We start from the raw sequence: 19744 nt of genomic DNA, 5'->3' as shown, positions 1-19744 counted from the left end.
TAGTTCGTCGATTATTTTTGTAGTTTAACGGTAAATTGAATATGTTTGGTAAAGAAATCAGACGATAATTATTCAAAAATAAATTTAAAGGATTTGCCCCAACATTTACTTTAAACCGCTAAAATGCTGTTGATTATGAAAAAGATTATGCGCATCATGTTGTTCATTGCGATTCTAATCGCAATGAACTCATGTTCTGCCGATACTGCCGAAGGAAGCGTGAATAATACTCCGATAAAAACGCTTGTTACCAGTTACACATACAACGATACAGAATTGCAAACCATGAAGTTAATAAACGAATATCGTGTTAGTATTGGTTTAAATGCTTTGGAAATAATTAATCATATCTCTTATAAATGTGAAGAACATAATAAATATATGATCGAAAACAATGTCGTGAACCATAATGATTTTACAGAAAGATCTAAAAATCTCACAGATGTTTTGGGAGCTAAAAAAGTTGGTGAGAACGTTGCCTACAACTATAAAACTCCCGAAGCAGCTTTGAGAGCGTGGCTGGACAGCGCAGGGCACAAAGAAAATATAGAAGGAGATTTTACTCACTTTGGATTAGCTGTCACTACAGATGCAGCTACAGGTAAAAAATATTACACTAACATTTTTGTTAGAATTTAATCGAATATTGAACAGGTTGGTTTTTTAGAGGTCGTTGTAATTCTTTGAATTGCAACGACTTTTTAATTTTAAACAAAAAAGCTGTCAATTTTTGACAGCTTTTTTGTTCGTATAAGTTTTATTATAATGCGGTTATAATAAATTCACTTCTTCTATTGGCTTGGTGTTCTTGTTCGGTACATTTTACGCCGTCTGCACATTGATTAACAAGCTGTGTTTCGCCATATCCTTTGCCGGTTAATCTATTTGGAGCTACGCCGTTTTTAATTAGCCATTTAATAGTTGATTTTGCTCTTCTCTCAGATAAAACTTCATTATATTGATGCGTTGCTCTACTATCGGTGTGCGAGCGGATATCAAGCTTCATAGTTGGATTATCGTTTAAAACAACCAAAATTTTCTCCAAATCTAAAGCAGCTTCTGTTCTTATATTAAATTTATTCAAATCAAAATAAATCATTTTAATACCAAAGCATTTTCCGAGGTCATCACCGACAGTAACTTTACAGGTTGATTTTTCTAAAGAAATAGGTAAAGTAGTTTTGCCAGTTGTTTTAGCAATAGCCACACTTACTTCTTTTGTAGTGTATTCTGGTTTTTCAGCCCTTACATTATAAGTTTTGCCGCATTCTACAGGAAAAGAGTATTTTCCAGAACCGTCAGAAACAGTTGAATTTTTGATGGCCATCTGATTGTCAAATAAAGTGATTGTTGCTCCCGGAAGAATTATTCCTGTTTCGGCATCAGTTATTATACCTTCGAGTTCTTGAATACATTTTAATCTGTTAGTTTCAAGGAACTTATAAATATCATCAGAACCTTGGCCGCCGTCTTTATTAGAGCTGAAATAGCCTCTTCTAGAAACTGGATCTATAATGTAGGCGAAATCATCTTGCGGCGAATTAATATCTGCTCCAACATTTTGCACATTACTGATTGTTCCATTTTCTTCAATGTTAGCAGTAAAAACATCTAAACCTCCTAATCCTGGATGCCCGTCTGATGAAAAATAGATTTCATTCTCATTTGTTACATAGGGATAAGTTTCTTTTCCTTCTGTATTGATTGTATTTCCTAGGTTTTCTGGAGTTCCATAACCGCCATTAGGATTAATGCTCACTTTATACAAGTCTGATTGTCCAATTGAACCCGGCATATCAGAAGAAAAATATAACGTTTTTTCATCTGGACTTAAAGCGGGATGTCCTACACTGTAATTATCACTATTAAAAGGAAGTTCGGTAATGTTAGTCCATTTATTTTTTTCGTCTAATGTGGCTTTGTAAATTTTGATTAGGGTAATTTTATGATCATCTTTTCCTTTTTTTCCGTCAATGAAATTATTTCTTGTAAAGTAGACCGTTTTTCCATCTTTAGTAAATACTGGAGAAGCTTCATGGAATTTTGTATTGATAGCAGATTTAAACTTATTAACTTTTGCTGCTTTTCCAGTCTCAGGATCAAGATCAGCGTTATAAATATTGGTAAAATATTCTCCTGTCCATCTATGTTTGCGCTGCGAAAAATTTCCAGTATCTCGCGCCGAGGCAAAATAGATTTTATTATCGTAAACAAAAGTTCCATAATCTGAATATTTGCTGTTTATTCCAGCATCTTCAATTTTATATCTTCCAGAATTTGCTTTAATCTGGTCCAGATAATTGACATCATTTTTATAAAGCTTGACTCTATTATCGTTTTTTGATTTCGTATTAAATTCATCAAAAATTTTATTTGCCTTAGCAATATCTCCAGTAGATTTGAGAGATTGAGCATATCGATAATAATATTCCGGTTCAACAACAGTATTCATCGCAAATAATTCACCATACCATTTGGCTGCACCTTCAAAATCTGAATTAAAATAATACGAGTTGCCTAATTTTTTAAACATATCTTCAGATTTATACCCTTTATTGGCGACTTTTTCATAGGTTTTAATGGCGTCAACGTAGGCATAACTATCGTATTTTTTGTCACCCGAATTTATTTTTGACTGCTGTGCATAACTGCTGAATGAAAAAACACTTATTAAAGTAAGGAAAAGTAATGTAAAGTTTTTCATGATACTTTTTTTTAGAAGAAACGTGGGGTTGTCATTTTACTATTGTTTTTGAAGAATTCATAGCGCAGAAAAATTTCATGCGAACCAGAATTGTAGTTTCTTAAATTGGTCGTTTCATTATCATATCCATAACCAATATATAATCCATCAGTAATTTGAAATCCTGCCATTGCACTTACTGCGGCGTCCCATCTATACGCAACCCCGAGGGTAAGTTTTTCAAAGAACAAAAAGTTTGCTGATACATCAACCTGGAGGGGAGCGCCTTCAACCATTTTAGTTAAAACTGCAGGTTTAAATTTTACTTCTTGAGAAAAATCGAAAATATATCCTCCCATTAAATAATAATTGATCTTGTCTTTATAAATAGCCACATCGTTGTCATCATAGCGATTGGTTTGAATGAAATTTGGCACAGATAAACCGATGTAAGCCTTGTCAGAATGCCAGTAAATACCCGCGCCAATGTTGGGAGAAAAATCATTATCTAGATTTTGAAATTGTGGATCACCTTGGTTTTCAGGATTTAATTTCGTTATGTCTAGATTAAAAATATCTGCTGTACCCTTTATACCGAAAGAAAGTTTCCATGTTTCCGAGGTTGGTATGGTGTAAGAGAGATCTACAGAAAATTGATTTTCATTTGTAGGACCAATTTTATCATTAACTAAAGATACTCCAAGTCCAATATTGCTATTGTTGATGGGGGTGTTAATTGAAATTGTATTGGTTTTTGGAGCACCATCTAATCCAACCCACTGATCTCGATGTAAAGCAAATATGCTTAATACACCGCGAGAACCAGCATAAGCAGGATTTATGTTTATCGTATTATACATATATTGAGTAAACTGCGCATCTTGCTGCGCATGCCCCATATATGTAACTAACAGAATGAAGAAAAATAATTTTGTTCTCATAGTAGATATTTGTTTTGTTAGGACTACTGATTTTAAGGCATTGTAAATCAATTAGTTATTTTATTCAAAATTAATAATTTTTTTTAAATTATTTTGTTAATATGTTGAAATTGAGTTGTTTGTGATTTTTTAAGCATTTTTCTATTTAGATAGGTATAAGTAACCATCCAATTTATTGTCTTGAACATTATTGTTTCCATCCAAAGATTTGTAATTAATGATATAGAAATAAGTTCCCGTTGGTAATCCGTCAGACTGCTTTACTGTCGTTCTGCCTCTAGATGTCCCGTCAAACATATTGGTTGTGTTATTATAGTTTTCGGTTTCAAAAACTAAAACTCCCCAGCGATTATAGATTTCAACTCTATTTTCTGGATAACAGGTTAAATCTTCAATATTATCAATTTTAAAAATATCGTTCATTCCGTCGCCATTTGGAGAAAATGCATTGTGAGCTATAATATTCCCGCAGGCTAGTACTCTACAATCATCATTTACTTCCATATTTAAAATGATGCTTCTTGGACATTTTTCATCAGCTATTATATATTCAAAAGAATAATTGCCAAGAGTTAAACCAAAGGGATTAAATACACTTCCCTGAAGGCTGTTGGTATTATTTCTATCAATCCAATTTCCTGTAATTGGACTGCCTTCAGGAAGTAAAGTCGTCAAGTCAATTAACGTTGAATCGTCGTTACATGCTGTATCTTTAATTTCTGTAATACCATTTGGAACCACAGAAATAGTTATTAATGCACTATCGCAATTCTCAGAACTCAATTTGTCGCAAATTCTATAGCTGTAAGTGTAAGTTCCCGCTGGTGTTAAACTGGAAACAGTGACATTCCCGGAGCCGTCAATTGTAATATTTGGATTTGGTTTAGTATTATCATCTGTAGTAAGTGTAAAGTTTACTACTTGTAACGTTGCAGGACTTGTACCTTTAAAATCATTGGTTAAAACATTACCAACAACTCCGAAAGTATTACATCCTATATTAATATAACTATCATCATTAGCAATAACAGGAGTAGGAGAAGCAGTAGGAGGATTTAAAACCGTTACTGTTACAATTGCTGTATCACAGTTTCCGAAATCAGCTTTTTCGCAAATTTGATAGGTTAAGCTATAAGTTCCCGCAGCTGCATTAGCTGCAACATCTACAAAACCGTCCAAGTTTAATGTTAAAATTCCTTTTGGGTCTGGTGTTACAAGGGTTAATGTGACATCTGTAAGAGTTGCAGTATTATTGTTTAAAGTGTCATTATTCAGCACATTTATAATATTTTTAACTGCTCCAGGCGCTGTAATGGGTGCTGGATTATCGTCACTAGCCACAATTGAAAATGTTGGTCTTGCGGTACAATATGGATCAGCAGGCGGGTAATTAATAGTAATAGTTTCACTCGGATTTAAAGATAATGTCAAATTAACTGAAGGGCGTAATTTTTCAAATCCATCAGCACCTTGAATCCATCTATTGTTTTCAAAAATCCATCCCGGCCAGTCAATACCTTTTCCAGATCCGTCGACAACTGCTCCAGGCCACAATACACGACCATTTAATGGTAAATTGGTCATGGTTGTAATAACATTATTACTGCTGTCTGCCCAAGCAATTGTTAAACCGCTCACAGGCGTAAAGTTTATTGGTGTAACTACATAATCAATGTAAGGGACATCGTTAACACATATAGGTGTTGCAGTAACAGTCATTTTTGGCGCTTCAATTATAATTGTAACAGTCGCAGTATCACAATTATCTGGCTGTTCTGTTTCGCAAATTTGATACACGAGAGTCAATGTTCCTACTGGCGCATTGGGTAATACATCTACGGAACCATCAGGATTTAATTGTAAATAATTATTAGGTGTTGCAGTTGTAAGTATTACATCAGTTGATTTTATCGCATTACCTTCAAGAGTGTCGTTTGAAAATACATTTAAAACATTAACGGTGGTATGATTTACGCCGGCAATGGGACCTGCATTGTCATCATTTGCCATAATTACTTTTTTAACTTTACAATTTACGGTGAAGGTCTGAACTAACTGCGTGCTATTTCCTGCGCAATCTGTTAAAGTATAGGTTCTCGTTAAGATTGAAATATTTCCATCGCATTCAGTAGTAGTGTCTGATACACTTATATTTACAGTAGAACTGCAATTATCAACTGCATCCTTAATATCTGCTGGACTTCCAACAGGAATCAAATCTATACTTGCTAAGTTATTTACATTTGCAGGAGCTGTTCCATTTGGAGCTGTTGTATCTTTTACCGTAATAATTTGAGTATATGATGCTGTGTTTCCGCTGCAGTCGCTGGTTTTCCATGTGCGCGTTAAAGTGTAGTTAGAAGCACATCCATTTTGAATATTAGATTTTACTTCTGAGAATACTATTGGTAAATTTCCATTACAATTATCTGAAGCTTGCATTTCTGCTGGTTCAGGAACGGCATTACAAGACACCTCCATGTCTGCGGGAAGATTACCAGTAAAGACTGGTGAAGTTGTATCTTGAATGGTAATTATTTGTGTGAAAGTATCAGAAATATTACCGCAATCATCTCTTACAGTCCAAGTATTGGTATAAGTTCCGGCATTTCCACAATCTGCAGAAGCTGTAAACGGACCGCTTACTTTTATAATGTTTGTTACATCAGCATCACAAGAATCAGAGGCGGTTGGAAATAAAGTTTGCGCCGCTGCTAAAGCTGCTGTATTACTGCATTCAATAGTTTTATCTAAAGTTCCTAACGCCGTTGTCCAAACTGGCGCTGTATTATCCTGAACAATTATGGTTTGGCTTACAGGAAGTGAAATATTGCCACAAGAGTCTTTTGCTGTCCAAGTTCTTGTAGTTGTATATGATCCAGCACAATTTCCTGGTGTAATAGTATCCATAAAGGTAAGAGAAGAAATAGTTCCATTATTATCAGAAGCGGTTGCTTGTTCAAAAACAGGCGTTGCTGGACAATTTATAGTAGTAGCCTGCGGTAACGGATTGATAACTGGTAATACAGAATCTCCGTCTATAATAGTAAATGATTCAGAAAGCTGGCATCCATTGACATCTGTAATACTAACAGTGTAGTCTCCGGCAGTAAGGTCAATTGCAGTTGCATTTGTCTGCACAGGAATTGTACTCCATGTATAAGTATATCCCTCAATTCCTCCAGAAACGTTAACAGTGGCAGAACCGTTATTTCCGCCACCACAAGTAATATTTATTTGTGTTTTTACTGCACTTAATGAATTTTGAGGTTGTCCGATTGTAACGGAATTAGATTGAGAAGAACAAGAATCTATTACCGTTAAAGTATAGTTTCCCGCTGGAAGATTGGATACAGAAGCTATTGTTCCTACTTCAACATTTGCACTGTCTTTCCAAGAATACGTTACTGTGCCCACAGCATTTTTAATTGTTCCTGCGGTTACAGATCCAGTACTTTCTCCAAAACATAAAACATCTGTTTTAGAAGAAACTCCTAAAGTTAAAGCAGCAATTGGCTGATCGATTGTAACGGAATTAGATTGAGAAGAACAAGAATCTGTTACCGTTAAAGTATAATTTCCCGCTGGAAGATTGGATACAGAAGCTGTTGTTCCTACTTCAACATTTGCACTGTCTTTCCAAGAATACGTTACTGTGCCCACAGCATTTGTAATTGTTCCTGCTGTCACAGATCCAGTACTTTCTCCAAAACATAAAACATCTGTTTTAGAAGAAACTCCTAAAGTTAAAGCAGCAATTGGCTGATCGATTGTAACGGAATTAGATTGAGAAGAACAAGAATCTGTTACCGTTAAAGTATAATTTCCCGCTGGAAGATTGGATACAGAAGCAGTTGTTCCTACTTCAATATCTGCACTGTTTTTCCAAGAATACGTTACTGTTCCCACAGCATTTGTAATTGTTCCCGAGGTTACAGATCCAGTACTTTCTCCAAAACATAAAACATCTGTTTTAGAAGAAACTCCCAAAGTTAAAGCAGCGCTTGGTTGTCCGATTGTAACTGAGTTAGATTGAGAAGAACAAGAATCTGTTACAGTTAAAGTGTAAGTTCCCGCTGGAAGATTAGATAGATAAGCAGTTGTTCCTACTTCAATATCTGCCTTGTTTTTCCAAGAATACGTTACTGTTCCCACAGCATTTGTAATTGTTCCTGCGATTACAGATCCAGTACTTTCTCCAAAACATAAAACATCTGTTTTAGAAGAAACTCCTAAAGTTAAAGCTGTGCTTGGCTGTGCAATAAAGATTGTTACTGCTCCCTGACAGCCATTAGCGTCGGTTGCTGTAGCTTCATAATTTCCAAATCCTAAATTATCTAATGTTTGGGAATTACCTCCGTAAACAGAACCATTCTTTTTCCATGAATAAGTGTATGGAGCCACTCCTCCAGAAGCATTATTTACAGTAATTGATCCAGTAGATTCGTTAAAACATTTTACATCTACATGTGAAGCTGTTAACTCCGTAACGGAAACAGTACTTTTGGTAACTACAACGGGTTGTATATCATAACAGTTAGAGGCATTTGCTCCTTTTATGTAATAAGTTCCAGGAAGAGCCGCGTTAAAATTTGTATAGGGAATTGTTGCATCAGCGTCAGTCCAATACGTATAAGTCAATCCTGATGTGCTGCCAGCAGTAATATTTGCAGCAGATAAATCTACACACGTTGCTGGCGCACAAATAGGAAGAGGATTGGTTATAGTTAGGGTTGGTTTTGAATTGATATTGACTACAATTGCTTTTTTAGGACCTATGCAAGCATTGGTTTTTCCTTCAGCGACATAATATGTAAATTGTCCTGAAACAGCAGTAGAAGGAGTTAATGTTTGCTGTCCTGTTGAGGTCGCAGTTTGGTAATAGTATAATGCATATTCCGGTTTACTTGGAGCTGCAGTTAATGGAACTGCTGCATCGCCAACACAATAATTTACAGGATTTGTTACCGTTGGCATTGTGCTAATACTTTCAATGTTAATCGTAAATTGAAAGTAACATCCACTAGAAGCTCCGGGAGGAATCGCGTAATAAGTTGATGTTCCGGCTGTTGCAGGGAATGGATTGTTAATAGTATATTCTGTAGTTGTTCCCGCCGCAACTGGATAGGCATTGTAAAATGTTGAACCCGGAGGAAATGAGCCTGTTACATCGGTAATAGGAATTGTCGAGGCACTGTTGCAGAACGTAAAAGCAATTGTAGGCGAGGTAGTCTGGCAATTGACACTAGTATAATTGGTAGAATTAATAGTCATTTCAAGCGGTGCAGAGATTGATGTTCCAATACAGTTTCCAGATGTTGTATAACCTAAAATTAAAGGTTTGTCGCTAACCGTTACAGTCGAATTTTTACCTTGTCCGCTTAATAAACCATTTACTTGAATTATATTACTGCAGTTAGAATTTTTAAGCAAAGCGCAGTTCTCCGTAGATTTTAATTTGAATGTTAATTCTGCTAAAACCGTATTAGGTGCGGAAGGCAGTGGTAATGTACCAAGATCCCAGACTATAGAGCCATTTGCCCCAAGTGTAGGCTCATAAGTCAACGCGTTTGGAGTTGGAGGGGGATTGAAATTCACTGTTTTAGCTAAACTTCCTTCTACAAATGAAGCATTGTAGGGAATTGGAATAACAAGCTTACTATTCTTAATGGCTTCAGAACCTTTATTTTTTATTTCTATTTTATAACCCATTTCCTGACCAGGCAAAACAGTGTACGGACCTGAGCCTGCTGGATTTCCAACAATTGTAGTAGCCGTAAGAACACCTTCAATCTCTGGAACATAAGCATCAACCGCCATTACGATTGAAAAAATCACATAACTATCAATAGCAGATCCATATCTAAAACCAGTAGAAGTTTGATTGTTTCCAATAATATCTTTATTCTCATTTGGAAGATTAAACATGCTGATGTCAATTCCCGTATTATTGACCAAATTTGGATTTCGTGCATTTCCTCCCGTATTGATAGAGGAATTAAAGAAATTAGTGGGAGAATTGCCAGGTCTGCTTAAACTCAAAAACTGGTTGGAATCTAATTTTTGAATCTGAAAATAATCCTCAGTATAATTTACATCACCTTCACCTGCCATAATACCCAGTTTAATTCCCACTGGTCCAGAAGCAACAGAGTTAAAGCCGGAAACAGCAAACCCATAAGTGTAATTGGTCTGATTTTGTATATAAGCATGGCCGTCAAAAACAGTAATGTCCCTATTTTTCATATTAGAGTTTTCGTAGATAACTACCAAGCCCCATCCTGCATATTTTCCCACAGAGCCGCCGTTTGATCCCTCAGTTGCGGCAATATTACCAGCAAAATATTCTCCAACGCCATTTGCTCTCACATAATCCGTCACTTCAGCATAAGCCGTAAACATATTATTATCAGCATTAGTTGGGAAGTAAATATCCGTTGCGGTAAATTCATCATAAGAACTGTCACCAGGTCCTTTAAATAAAATTTTTCTCTTATCTAAAGTTTTAGTGACACCATTTTTTGTAACCGAAAAAGAATTGGGACTCGTGCCAGCGTCTGAAACTCTGCCTGTCCAGTACAAACCTGCATAAACGATGTTATAACAGCTTGTTAATTTTGTACCGCTGTCATTTAATAAATCTAAAGTTGCAGAAGAAGAATTAAAGGTTTGAGAATCATTGTCCTTATCTATATAAACCATTGCATTTGTTCCATTGGTTCTTTTCACATCATAATTCTGCAATGTCAAATTAGTATTTCCTATCATGGTAAAATCCCCTTTAATTTTATAAATAGTTTTAGCAGGAGAATAGGATGAAGTTCTTTCTTTAAACGGTTTAATAACTTGCGAGTTTCCCGTATTAATACCAATAACCAGCATCAATAAGATGTAAAAAACTGCAGTAAAAGGAGAGTAGATTTTTTTCATAGTAATAGCTTTTAAATTATTGGCCTATAGAAATTTTGTAAAGAAGAATATATTTTGAAGTATTATTTTTAATCAGATTATTGAAAACAGAAGGGTTCGTTTCAATTTCCGAAATGATGAAAATGTATTTTAATTTTTCAAAACCAGAGAAAGAATTCAGATCAATCGATTGATTAAAATCTGAAGATTTTTCAATTTTGATCGTTGCTATTTCGATATCAGTTTTTAAAGAAACAGAATTGTTAAGACTATTGATTGAATTAATATCTGTAAATAAAGCAGTTGGCTGGCTGTCATAAATTTTTATTTCACCCGAGTTTGCATATACAGCAGATTGTAAATCATAAAGCAAATGGTTGAGATGATTAAGCGTAGAACTCTGTCCCGAATTTTCTAAACTTGTTAAATATGAATCTACATTTTGAGTTTGAGCAGATAAAAAATTTGTGACTAAAAAAAACAATACAAAAAATATATTTTTTTGAAAAATGTTCTTTTTGAAGGAAAAAATAAACTTACAATTATTGACAAATTTTACCGCTTTTGCAAGATTAGATTTAGTTATCATAACTTAGGATTTTGTTTTGAAGTATTAATAGTATTTTAACAGAATCAAAGTTATAGGCTAGGTTTATTTTTGATTTTTTTTGTCTGTAACTAACCTAAAAACTCGTTAAAGTGTTCTTTTTATAAAAAAAACAGCGTCAAAAAACACTTTTTTAAGTATGAATCTTTAGTTTTTTTCGATTGATTTTTCTGCTTTTTTCATTAAAAAAGCTTGTTTTGAAATATTGTAATATATTAATAATCAAATATTTAGTTAAAATTTTACAGATATTGATAATATCGATCAAATACTTATTTCATAGACTAAGTACATAAAATGAAAAATTTTGAGTTCTATATATATTCTTATAGTTAGTGATATAAGAACTATCAATTCTTGTTAAAATTTAGATTAAGTGTTAACAGAAATAAAAAATAGAAAAGGTTTAAAATATCTTTTGTAAATTAGAACTTAATTAAAATATAAGCCTGCAGGTCAGGTTTTTAAATTTATTATTTATGAAAAATCTCATTTTAATACGTCATGCTAAATCAAGTTGGGAAGCACCATTAAAAGATTTCGATCGTCCTTTGATGAAAAGAGGAATCTTAGATGCGCATGATGTTTCATTAAATATTTCAGATTATCTTCCTAAAACCTACATAATGTGGAGCAGTACCGCTGCAAGGGCTTCGGAAACTGCTTTAATCTTTGCACAAAATATTTCATATCCTCTAGAAAGCATCGTTTTTAAGGATGACCTTTATACTTTTGATGAAAAACAACTCGAAAAAGTTATCAAATCGTGTGATAATAGTTTTGAAAGCGTTATTCTTTTCGGACATAACGAGGCTATTACAAATTTTGTTAATAAATTTGGGGATGTTTTTATAGAAAATGTTCCAACATCCGGCTTTGTATCGCTGCAATTTGATGCCGAAAGCTGGAACACGATCGACAAAGGCAAAACACATAAAACTATTTTCCCCAAAGATTTAAAATAATTACAGTGTACGAACAGAAATATATCGATAGAGAAAAAAGCTGGCTGGCGTTTAATGCAAGAGTGCTTCAAGAAGCAGCAGATAACACGGTGCCACTTTTAGACCGACTGCGTTTTGTTGGGATTTTTTCAAACAATTTAGATGAATTCTTTAGAGTTAGGTATGCAGCCATTCGAAGATTAAGTCTCTCTGGTATTTCTGGCGAAAAGTATTTAGGCGGTGTTTCTGCGCAGCAATTAATTAAAGATATTACCGAAATCGTAATTCAGCAGCAGTCTGAAAGTTTGCGTATTTTAGGAAATATTGAAGCAGAGCTTGAAGCCGAAAATATTTTTATTATTAATGAAGATCAGATTACGCCAAAACAAGAATGTTTTTTAAAAGACTTTTTTACGCAAAAACTAAGTCCTGAGCTGGTAACAATCATTTTGAATGATTTAGCAGTTTTTCCTATTTTAAAAGACACATTAGGTTATTTGGCAGTTCGTTTGGAACTTAAAAACGATGAGGTTCGTTATGCTTTAATCGAGATTCCAAAAAACATAAATCGATTTGTGGTTCTTCCTTCTGATGATGAAAAACAATATGTGATTTTAATTGATGATGTAATTCGTTTCAAGCTAAAAAACATCTTTAATATATTTGATTACAAGAGCGTTTCGGCCCATATGATCAAAATTACTCGTGATGCACAATTAGACATCGACAGTGACTTGAGTAAAAGTATGCTCGAAAAAATCGCCACATCTGTAAAAGACCGCCGAATTGGAGAACCAGTACGTTTTATTTACGATAGTTTGATCGAAGAAGATACACTGCGTTTCTTCTTAGATAAAATGAAAATTGTAGAAACGGATAGTATAATTCCGGGTGGAAGATACCATAACCGTCGTGATTATATGAGTTTCCCTAATTTGGGAAGATTTGATTTATTATATAAGCCAAATGAACCGCTTCCCGTGCCTGGACTAAGTTTAGACGGAAGCATTCTGGAAAAAATCAGTAAAAAAGATTATTTGGTACACGCACCCTATCAGTCTTTTTCTTATTTGACCAAATTTTTACGTGAAGCAGCTTTAGATCCAAAAGTAACAAGCATCAAAATTACTTTATATCGTTTGGCAAAGAACTCACAGATTATTAGTTCTTTAATTAATGCTGCCAAAAATGGTAAAAGAGTTGTGGTGCAGATTGAGCTTCAGGCGCGTTTTGATGAAGCTTCGAATATTTCGTATGCAGAACAAATGCAGACAGAGGGTATCGAACTTATCTTTGGAATTAAAGGTCTTAAAGTACACAGTAAAATTTGTGTTATCGAAAGAGCAGAAGAAGGTAAAAACCGCCGTTACGGCTTTATTTCAACAGGAAACTTCAACGAGTCGACTGCTAAAATTTATACAGACGTAACACTTTTAACTTGTCATCAGGGAATCTTAAAAGACACATCAAAAATATTTGAGTTTTTTGATATTAATTATCGAGTACATCGCTACAAACATTTAATCGTTTCGCCGCATTATACAAGAACTAAATTTATAAAACTGATTGATCGTGAAATTCTTCATGCGCTGGCTGGTAGAAAGACACATATAAAATTAAAAATGAATAGTTTATCTGATTTTAAAATGATCGATAAATTATACGAAGCAAGTAACGCCGGAGTAAAAATCCAGCTTCAGGTAAGAGGAATCTGTTCGTTGATTCCCGGAATCCCTGGAATGAGCGAAAATATCGAAGCCATAAGTATTGTCGATAATTACTTAGAACATTCAAGAGTTTACATTTTTGGAAACGCAGGTTTAACCGAAGTTTATATTTCTTCAGCCGATTTTATGACTAGAAATCTGGACGGAAGAGTTGAGGTTACCTGTCCAATTTACGACCTTGAAATTAAGAAAGAACTAATTGACAATTTCAACATTGCCTGGAAAGGAAATGTGAAAGTGAGATATCATTCATACAAATTAGATAATAAATATAAGCCTAAGAACCATCATGCCCCATTTAGAGCACAATTTGAGACCTATAAATATTATCAGAATAAGATTGCAATGTTAGAAGAGGTTCCTCAAAAAGTAAATTAATAATAAAACCAATTTCAAAAATCATAAATTGAGCATGATTAACATTAGGAAATTTGCAGCGATAGATATCGGTTCAAATGCCATGAGGCTTCTGATATCCAACGTTGTAGAACAAGATGGCAAAGAACCGCAGTTTAACAAAAGTTCCCTTGTTCGTGTCCCAATTCGTTTGGGACAAGATGCCTTTACAGTTGGAGAAATTTCACCCGAAAATATAGATCGAATGGTTGATGCTATGAAAGCATTTAATCTTTTGATGAAAGTACATAAAGTTGAACGTTACATGGCATTTGCAACTTCAGCGATGCGCGAAGCTTATAACGCAAAAGAAGTTGTGGCTTTGATTAAGAAAAAAGCCGACATTAAAATCGAAATTATCGATGGTAAAAAAGAAGCAGCGATTATTGCTTCTACAGATTTACATCATTTATTAAAAACAGACGAAACCTATCTTTTTGTAGATGTTGGAGGCGGAAGCACGGAGTTCACATTATTTTCTGATGGAAAAATGATAAACTCAAGGTCTTTTAAAGCAGGAACAGTTCGTTTGCTGAACAACATGGTTCATGATGTGGTTTGGGACGAAATCGAAAAGTGGATCAGAACAAATACGGCTGGATACGAGGAAGTTACTTTGATTGGTTCTGGAGGAAACATCAATAAATTATTTAAAATGTCTGGAAAGCAGCAAGAAAAACCGCTTTCTTACATTTACATTAATTCACAATATGCGTTCTTAAATTCATTGTCTTACGAGCAAAGAATTGCCGAATTAGGTCTGAACTCCGATCGTGCCGACGTTATTATTCATGCAACGCGTATTTACCTAAATGCGATGAAGTGGAGTGGAGCGCGCCAGATTTACGTTCCTAAAATCGGACTTTCTGATGGAATAGTGAAAGCAATGTATTACGGAAAAATTTAATTTTCTGCCGCGACTTTCTTGAATTGACAATCATTTTAAGATCAAAAAATTTAAAAAATAATTCGATAAAATTTGTGCAATCCACAGCAAAACGAAACAATGAAATCTGTTTTTCAATCCATTCAAGATTTTTCTCTAGAAGAATTGAATCTTTTAGATGATTTAATAACTTTTCGTACTCTTAAAAAAGGAGAACTTTTATTGACTGAAAATCAAGTTTGTAATGAAATAGTGTTTATAAAAAAAGGAATTTTACGTTCCTTTTTTTTAAACCATAAAGGTGATGAAATCACCAACTGTTTTGCCTTTGAAAATGAATTTATGGCTTCTTTTGCAAGTTTTATAACAGAACGAATGGCAGAAGAAAGTATTCAGGCTTTAGTAGATACAGAAGTACAGGTTCTAGATCGAAAAGGACTAGAAGAATTATATAAGTCAGGATTCAATTGGCAGGAAACAGGAAGGAAGCTAACAGAAATAGAGTTTGTGAACCTTCAAAGGAGAATGATTTCTTTTCAGAAATTATCTGGAGCACAACGTTATGAAGAGCTTTATAAAAATCAGAAAAAATATCTTGAGTTAATTCCGTTGCAATATTTGGCCTCCTATTTAGGAGTAACTCCAAGACATTTAAGCCGAATCAGGAAAGCGGCGATATAATTTTTTTTGTTTCATTCACATCTTGCAGATTAAGCAAATTTTCAATCTTTTATTCAGATAAAAATTTTCGAAATCTCTAACAGTCCTAAAAATCTGCTTGATCTCCAAAATCTGCGAGAAAAATTAAATGAGTAATTTGAGGCGCTTTCAGGACATTTGTCCAGTAGAAGAAATAATTCGAATAGTATTTTTGAAAAAAGAACTTTATGAAAAAAATACTGATTATAAACGGACATCCAAACCCTGACAGCTTTAATTTTGGCATTGCAGAATCCTATAAAAAAGGTGCCGAAACTTCTGGTGTTATAATAGAAAGCATTACAGTTGCATCTCTAAACTTTAATCCCAATTTAAAATTTGGTTACCAAAAACGAACCGAGTTAGAACCGGATTTAGTAGAATCTTGGGAGAAAATCAAAAGAGCAGATCATTTGGTTTGGGTACATCCCGTTTGGTGGGGCGGACTCCCCGCTATTACAAAAGGTTTTATCGATCGATTATTTCTTCCTAGAATGGCTTTTCAGTACAGAGAAAATTCGGTTTGGTGGGATAAATTACTAAAAGGTAAAACAGCGCACATTATTACAACTTTAGATCAGCCGAGCTGGTACTATAGATTTTTGTACGGAAGACCAAGTGTGAATCAGCTTAAAAAATCAACTTTAGAATTTTGTGGAGTAAGTCCAGTAAAAGTCAGCTATATCGGAATTATAAAAGGTTCTGAAGAAAAGCAGAGAAAAAAATGGCTTGAAAAAGTTTATAATTTCGGAGTTCGAAATCTGTAAGTAGAAACAATAAAATTAATCTTTTAAATCTAATCCAAATGTAGAACGCAAAAGTTCAATGTTTGGATTGATTTCTACAAAACGATTGTAGCGGTCCTGATTATTATAACTTCTTTTAGCTTCTACTTTTTCATTTACGATCACTTCAATTGTAATATCGTGATTATGTAAATGTCCTTTTAAATGCCCTAATAATCCATTAATCTGACTCTCAAATTCCAGTTTTGAACCTTCATTTGGCAGTTCATAAAGAATTCTTGTTCCGTCCAAAACAGGATCGTTGATCAATAGGATAGATTCCATAATCTTGAAACCTTTTTGACCCAAACGTTCCGCATATTTATTCCAATGCAATAACATTTCAGTTTCTGTAAATTCCTCAGTAGGCAGTACAGACGAAGGCTTTACGTAAGATTTACTGCTTGCCTCCAATTCTTTTTTCTTGCGGATACTTGCCAGAGAAAATGCAGAAACTTTTGGGGTATTACTGTTTTCAGTTTTTGGAGCTTCTGGGGTTTGAACTTTCGGAGCTTCCGCTGCTGGCGTAATAGTTTCAGTTTTCTGAACGTTAGAATTATCGTTTTCACTGCCATTTTGATTGGCACTAATATTGATTTTTCCTTCCGTATTTGGAATTTGGGATTTTAAATTTGGAGTTTTAACTTCAGTTATCGAGAAGCTTCCATTTTTATAATAAGTAGGCGGAATTATGAATTGCTCAACTTTTTTTTTTCTCCATCAAAGTTGATAGAGGCCAATTGCATCAAACATAATTCAACCAAAAGGCGCTGATTCTGACTCAATTTGTATTTTAAATCGCAGTCATTTGCAATGTCAATTCCTTTCAATAAAAATTCTTGAGAACATTTTTGAGATTGAACAGCGTACATTTGTTGTGCTTGTTCCCCAACTTCTAATAAAGCAATAGTTGAAGGAGTTTTGCTGACTAATAAATCTCTAAAATGCGAAGCTAATCCAGCAATAAAATGATGTCCGTCAAAACCTTTTGCCAGAATATCGTTGTATGCAATTAAAAGATCTGGAATTTTATTTTCTAAAATCAAATCGGTAATCGAAATGTAGGTTTCGTAATCTAAAACGTTTAGGTTTTCAGTTACAGCCTGACGTGTTAAATTTGTACCGCAGTACGAAACTACACGGTCAAAAATAGATAAAGCGTCACGCATTGCACCGTCTGCTTTTTGAGCAATAATGTGCAGTGCATCGTCTTCAAAATTGATTCCCTGACTTTTAGCAACTTCAGCCAAATGTTCCTTAGCGTCTTTTACCGTAATTCTTTTGAAATCAAAAATCTGGCAGCGCGATAAAATCGTCGGGATGATTTTATGTTTTTCTGTTGTCGCTAAAATGAAAATAGCATGTTTTGGCGGTTCTTCTAATGTTTTAAGAAAAGCATTAAAAGCAGCCGAAGACAACATATGAACCTCGTCAATAATATATACTTTGTACTGTCCAGTTTGCGGCGGGATTCGAACCTGATCAATCAAGCTTCGAATGTCATCAACCGAGTTGTTTGAAGCAGCATCTAACTCAAAAACGTTAAAAGCAAAATCTTCATTCGGATCGTCATATCCAGGCTGGTTTATTTTACGGGCCAAAATACGTGCGCAGGTAGTTTTTCCAACTCCACGAGGTCCGGTGAACAAAAGGGCAGAAGCAAGGTGATTGCTGTCAATAGCATTCAACAAAGTGTTGGTAATGGCTTTTTGCCCCACAACATCCTTAAAGGTCTGCGGGCGGTATTTACGAGCCGATACTACAAATTGTTCCATATTCTGTTTTTATTCGATAGCAAATATAGGCTGAAAATTACCAAATCACAAATCTGAAAATCATAAAACTTTTAAAGGTTTTTTAAGTGGATTGAGTTTGAGTTAGTAAGGGTGTTTTTTCTTAAAAAAGTGATAGTTGAACTTTAATCTAAAAATTACAAACACATTTTTTGTAGTAAAAAGTTTACTATTTTTGTTGCCAGATAAATTTTAAAAATTAATGGAAGGCAAAGAAATAATAAAGCTTACTGAAACAATTCGATTTGTATCAATATTACTACTGGTCTATTGGATTTATGATTATAAAATGAATCATGGTCTTGGTATGGCAGTAACTTTTTACCATGTTATTTTAGGAGTTTTGATTTTAATGATTGGGATATTAGTTCATTTACTAATAAAGAATCAGACTTCTATGTTCGAAAGTCATAATAAAAATGTAAATAGAGAACGCGTACGATATCTTACGAAGATTCTAATTTTTCCTTTACTTGCTGTAATTCTTTATGGAACAAATTATTACACAAAATTTCAAGCTGAATTGTCGGATTCGTCTGAGATTTCACTTTATCAAGATTACCAACTGACAAATCAATCCGTCGAATCTAATAAAATTGTAAGTAAAGATTCTATGTACGCTATAATAGAAAAATATAAAAAAAGTACAGTTTTGCTACAGTCACGTAACCTGCACCGTGAAATAAGTTGGAAAGAAAGTAAATTTGGAGGATATCCAAATATGGAATCTTTTTCAGAATATCCAAAATGTGATATTTGTAAAAGTTCTTTAAATTTTGTTTTTCAACTTTATAAGAAAGATTTTCCGGAATTTTATTTTCCTGTAGATGCTAATATTTTTCAACTTTTTCGCTGTCCTAATTATAATTGTAATGAGTCCTTTTCTGATCGTTATGATCAAAAGATGTTTCATTATTACTCAAAAGTAGACTGCAAAAAAAATAAAGTGTTAATAAAACTTAAAAATGTGGGAGATCTTATAGAACCAGAGGTTCCCGATTGTTATTTAAAGTCTTTAGTAACTTCTGATTATCCAAAATTTGATGATTATAAGAGTACTGATTGGGCAAAGCTTGATAGTAATTTAAAAGAAAGTTTATTAGATGAGAGCATAGAAAAATATGTTACTAAATCTTACACAAAAATTGGAGGGTATCCGAGTTTTACACAATCATCTTATTATCCAAAGTGTAATTGTGGAAGAATTAAAGAGTTTTTATTTCAACTCTCAAGTGATTTTCCTAAGAAGGCTGATCTTGGAATTATGATTGGAGATGCTGGAAATATTTACTATTATATATGTACTCATTGTGGAGAAAAAAGTATTGAAAGTTACTGGGATTGTTCTTAATCGTAGTTATATACTTTTATTCT

General features: G+C 34.0%; 13 protein-coding genes. 7 read left to right on the top strand and 6 right to left on the bottom strand.

Features of this window, described 5'->3' with window-relative positions; all coding sequences use genetic code 11:
* Window positions 1–135 precede the first annotated feature (135 nt).
* Window positions 136–639 carry a CAP domain-containing protein gene (locus HYN86_RS18320; RefSeq protein ID WP_205334618.1) on the top strand — a complete coding sequence of 168 codons (504 nt, stop codon included), beginning with the start codon at window positions 136–138 and terminating at the stop codon, window positions 637–639.
* A 121-nt stretch (window positions 640–760) separates the two neighbouring features.
* Here the strand turns inward: HYN86_RS18320 and HYN86_RS18315 are convergent, their stop codons facing one another.
* The 4 genes from HYN86_RS18315 to HYN86_RS18300 form a co-directional block, all read right to left on the bottom strand.
* On the bottom strand, window positions 761–2704 hold the full coding sequence (locus HYN86_RS18315) for an OmpA family protein (RefSeq protein ID WP_113679357.1): 1944 nt from the start codon (window positions 2702–2704) through the stop codon (window positions 761–763).
* Between the two features lie 11 nt (window positions 2705–2715).
* On the bottom strand, window positions 2716–3624 hold the full coding sequence (locus HYN86_RS18310; RefSeq protein ID WP_113679356.1) for a PorP/SprF family type IX secretion system membrane protein: 909 nt from the start codon (window positions 3622–3624) through the stop codon (window positions 2716–2718).
* Between the two features lie 141 nt (window positions 3625–3765).
* Window positions 3766–10554 carry a T9SS type B sorting domain-containing protein gene (locus tag HYN86_RS18305; RefSeq protein ID WP_113679355.1) on the bottom strand — a complete coding sequence of 2263 codons (6789 nt, stop codon included), beginning with the start codon at window positions 10552–10554 and terminating at the stop codon, window positions 3766–3768.
* A 16-nt stretch (window positions 10555–10570) separates the two neighbouring features.
* A complete protein-coding gene (locus HYN86_RS18300) occupies window positions 10571–11122 on the bottom strand; it encodes a carbonic anhydrase (RefSeq protein WP_113679354.1) in 552 nt (183 codons plus the stop codon).
* Window positions 11123–11619: 497 nt separating this feature from the next.
* Between HYN86_RS18300 and HYN86_RS18295 the strand changes: the two genes are divergently transcribed.
* The 5 genes from HYN86_RS18295 to HYN86_RS18275 all read left to right on the top strand — a co-directional run bounded on the left by HYN86_RS18295 (window position 11620) and on the right by HYN86_RS18275 (window position 16559).
* Entirely contained in the window at window positions 11620–12105 is a 486-nt protein-coding gene (locus HYN86_RS18295; RefSeq protein WP_113679353.1) for a SixA phosphatase family protein, read from the top strand.
* A 5-nt stretch (window positions 12106–12110) separates the two neighbouring features.
* Window positions 12111–14189, top strand: coding sequence for a polyphosphate kinase 1 (gene ppk1 / locus HYN86_RS18290; RefSeq protein WP_162789401.1), 2079 nt, complete (start codon window positions 12111–12113; stop codon window positions 14187–14189).
* 34 nt (window positions 14190–14223) lie between these two features.
* Window positions 14224–15114 (top strand): Ppx/GppA phosphatase family protein, encoded by an 891-nt coding sequence (locus HYN86_RS18285; RefSeq protein ID WP_113679351.1) that lies wholly within the window; start codon window positions 14224–14226, stop codon window positions 15112–15114.
* A gap of 99 nt (window positions 15115–15213) precedes the next feature.
* A complete protein-coding gene (locus HYN86_RS18280; RefSeq protein WP_113679350.1) occupies window positions 15214–15774 on the top strand; it encodes a Crp/Fnr family transcriptional regulator in 561 nt (186 codons plus the stop codon).
* Window positions 15775–15980: 206 nt separating this feature from the next.
* Window positions 15981–16559: an NAD(P)H-dependent oxidoreductase gene (locus HYN86_RS18275; protein WP_113679349.1), complete on the top strand. Its 579-nt coding sequence runs from the start codon at window positions 15981–15983 to the stop codon at window positions 16557–16559.
* Between the two features lie 15 nt (window positions 16560–16574).
* Here the strand turns inward: HYN86_RS18275 and HYN86_RS18270 are convergent, their stop codons facing one another.
* Both HYN86_RS18270 and dnaX read right to left on the bottom strand, forming a co-directional pair.
* Window positions 16575–16991 (bottom strand): DNA polymerase III subunit gamma/tau, encoded by a 417-nt coding sequence (locus tag HYN86_RS18270; protein WP_113679348.1) that lies wholly within the window; start codon window positions 16989–16991, stop codon window positions 16575–16577.
* 275 nt (window positions 16992–17266) lie between these two features.
* Window positions 17267–18352, bottom strand: a complete 1086-nt coding sequence (dnaX, locus tag HYN86_RS18265) for a DNA polymerase III subunit gamma/tau (protein WP_113679347.1) — start codon at window positions 18350–18352, stop codon at window positions 17267–17269.
* A gap of 220 nt (window positions 18353–18572) precedes the next feature.
* Between dnaX and HYN86_RS18260 the strand changes: the two genes are divergently transcribed.
* The gene (locus tag HYN86_RS18260) at window positions 18573–19721 is read left to right on the top strand and encodes a DUF1963 domain-containing protein (RefSeq protein ID WP_113679346.1); all 1149 of its coding nucleotides are present in this window, start codon (window positions 18573–18575) and stop codon (window positions 19719–19721) included.
* Window positions 19722–19744 lie beyond the last annotated feature (23 nt).

This window comes from Flavobacterium fluviale, from assembly GCF_003312915.1.
Taxonomy (GTDB): Bacteria; Bacteroidota; Bacteroidia; order Flavobacteriales; family Flavobacteriaceae; genus Flavobacterium; species Flavobacterium fluviale.
This window is presented reverse-complemented; position numbering and strand designations above follow the sequence as displayed.

Coding starts and splice junctions, on each gene's coding strand:
- HYN86_RS18320 (WP_205334618.1), top strand. CDS start 136: ATGAAAAAGATTATGCGCATCATGTTGTTCATTGCGATTCTAATCGCA.
- HYN86_RS18315 (WP_113679357.1), bottom strand. CDS start 2,704: ATGAAAAACTTTACATTACTTTTCCTTACTTTAATAAGTGTTTTTTCA.
- HYN86_RS18310 (WP_113679356.1), bottom strand. CDS start 3,624: ATGAGAACAAAATTATTTTTCTTCATTCTGTTAGTTACATATATGGGG.
- HYN86_RS18305 (WP_113679355.1), bottom strand. CDS start 10,554: ATGAAAAAAATCTACTCTCCTTTTACTGCAGTTTTTTACATCTTATTG.
- HYN86_RS18300 (WP_113679354.1), bottom strand. CDS start 11,122: ATGATAACTAAATCTAATCTTGCAAAAGCGGTAAAATTTGTCAATAAT.
- HYN86_RS18295 (WP_113679353.1), top strand. CDS start 11,620: ATGAAAAATCTCATTTTAATACGTCATGCTAAATCAAGTTGGGAAGCA.
- HYN86_RS18285 (WP_113679351.1), top strand. CDS start 14,224: ATGATTAACATTAGGAAATTTGCAGCGATAGATATCGGTTCAAATGCC.
- HYN86_RS18280 (WP_113679350.1), top strand. CDS start 15,214: ATGAAATCTGTTTTTCAATCCATTCAAGATTTTTCTCTAGAAGAATTG.
- HYN86_RS18275 (WP_113679349.1), top strand. CDS start 15,981: ATGAAAAAAATACTGATTATAAACGGACATCCAAACCCTGACAGCTTT.
- dnaX (WP_113679347.1), bottom strand. CDS start 18,352: ATGGAACAATTTGTAGTATCGGCTCGTAAATACCGCCCGCAGACCTTT.
- HYN86_RS18260 (WP_113679346.1), top strand. CDS start 18,573: ATGGAAGGCAAAGAAATAATAAAGCTTACTGAAACAATTCGATTTGTA.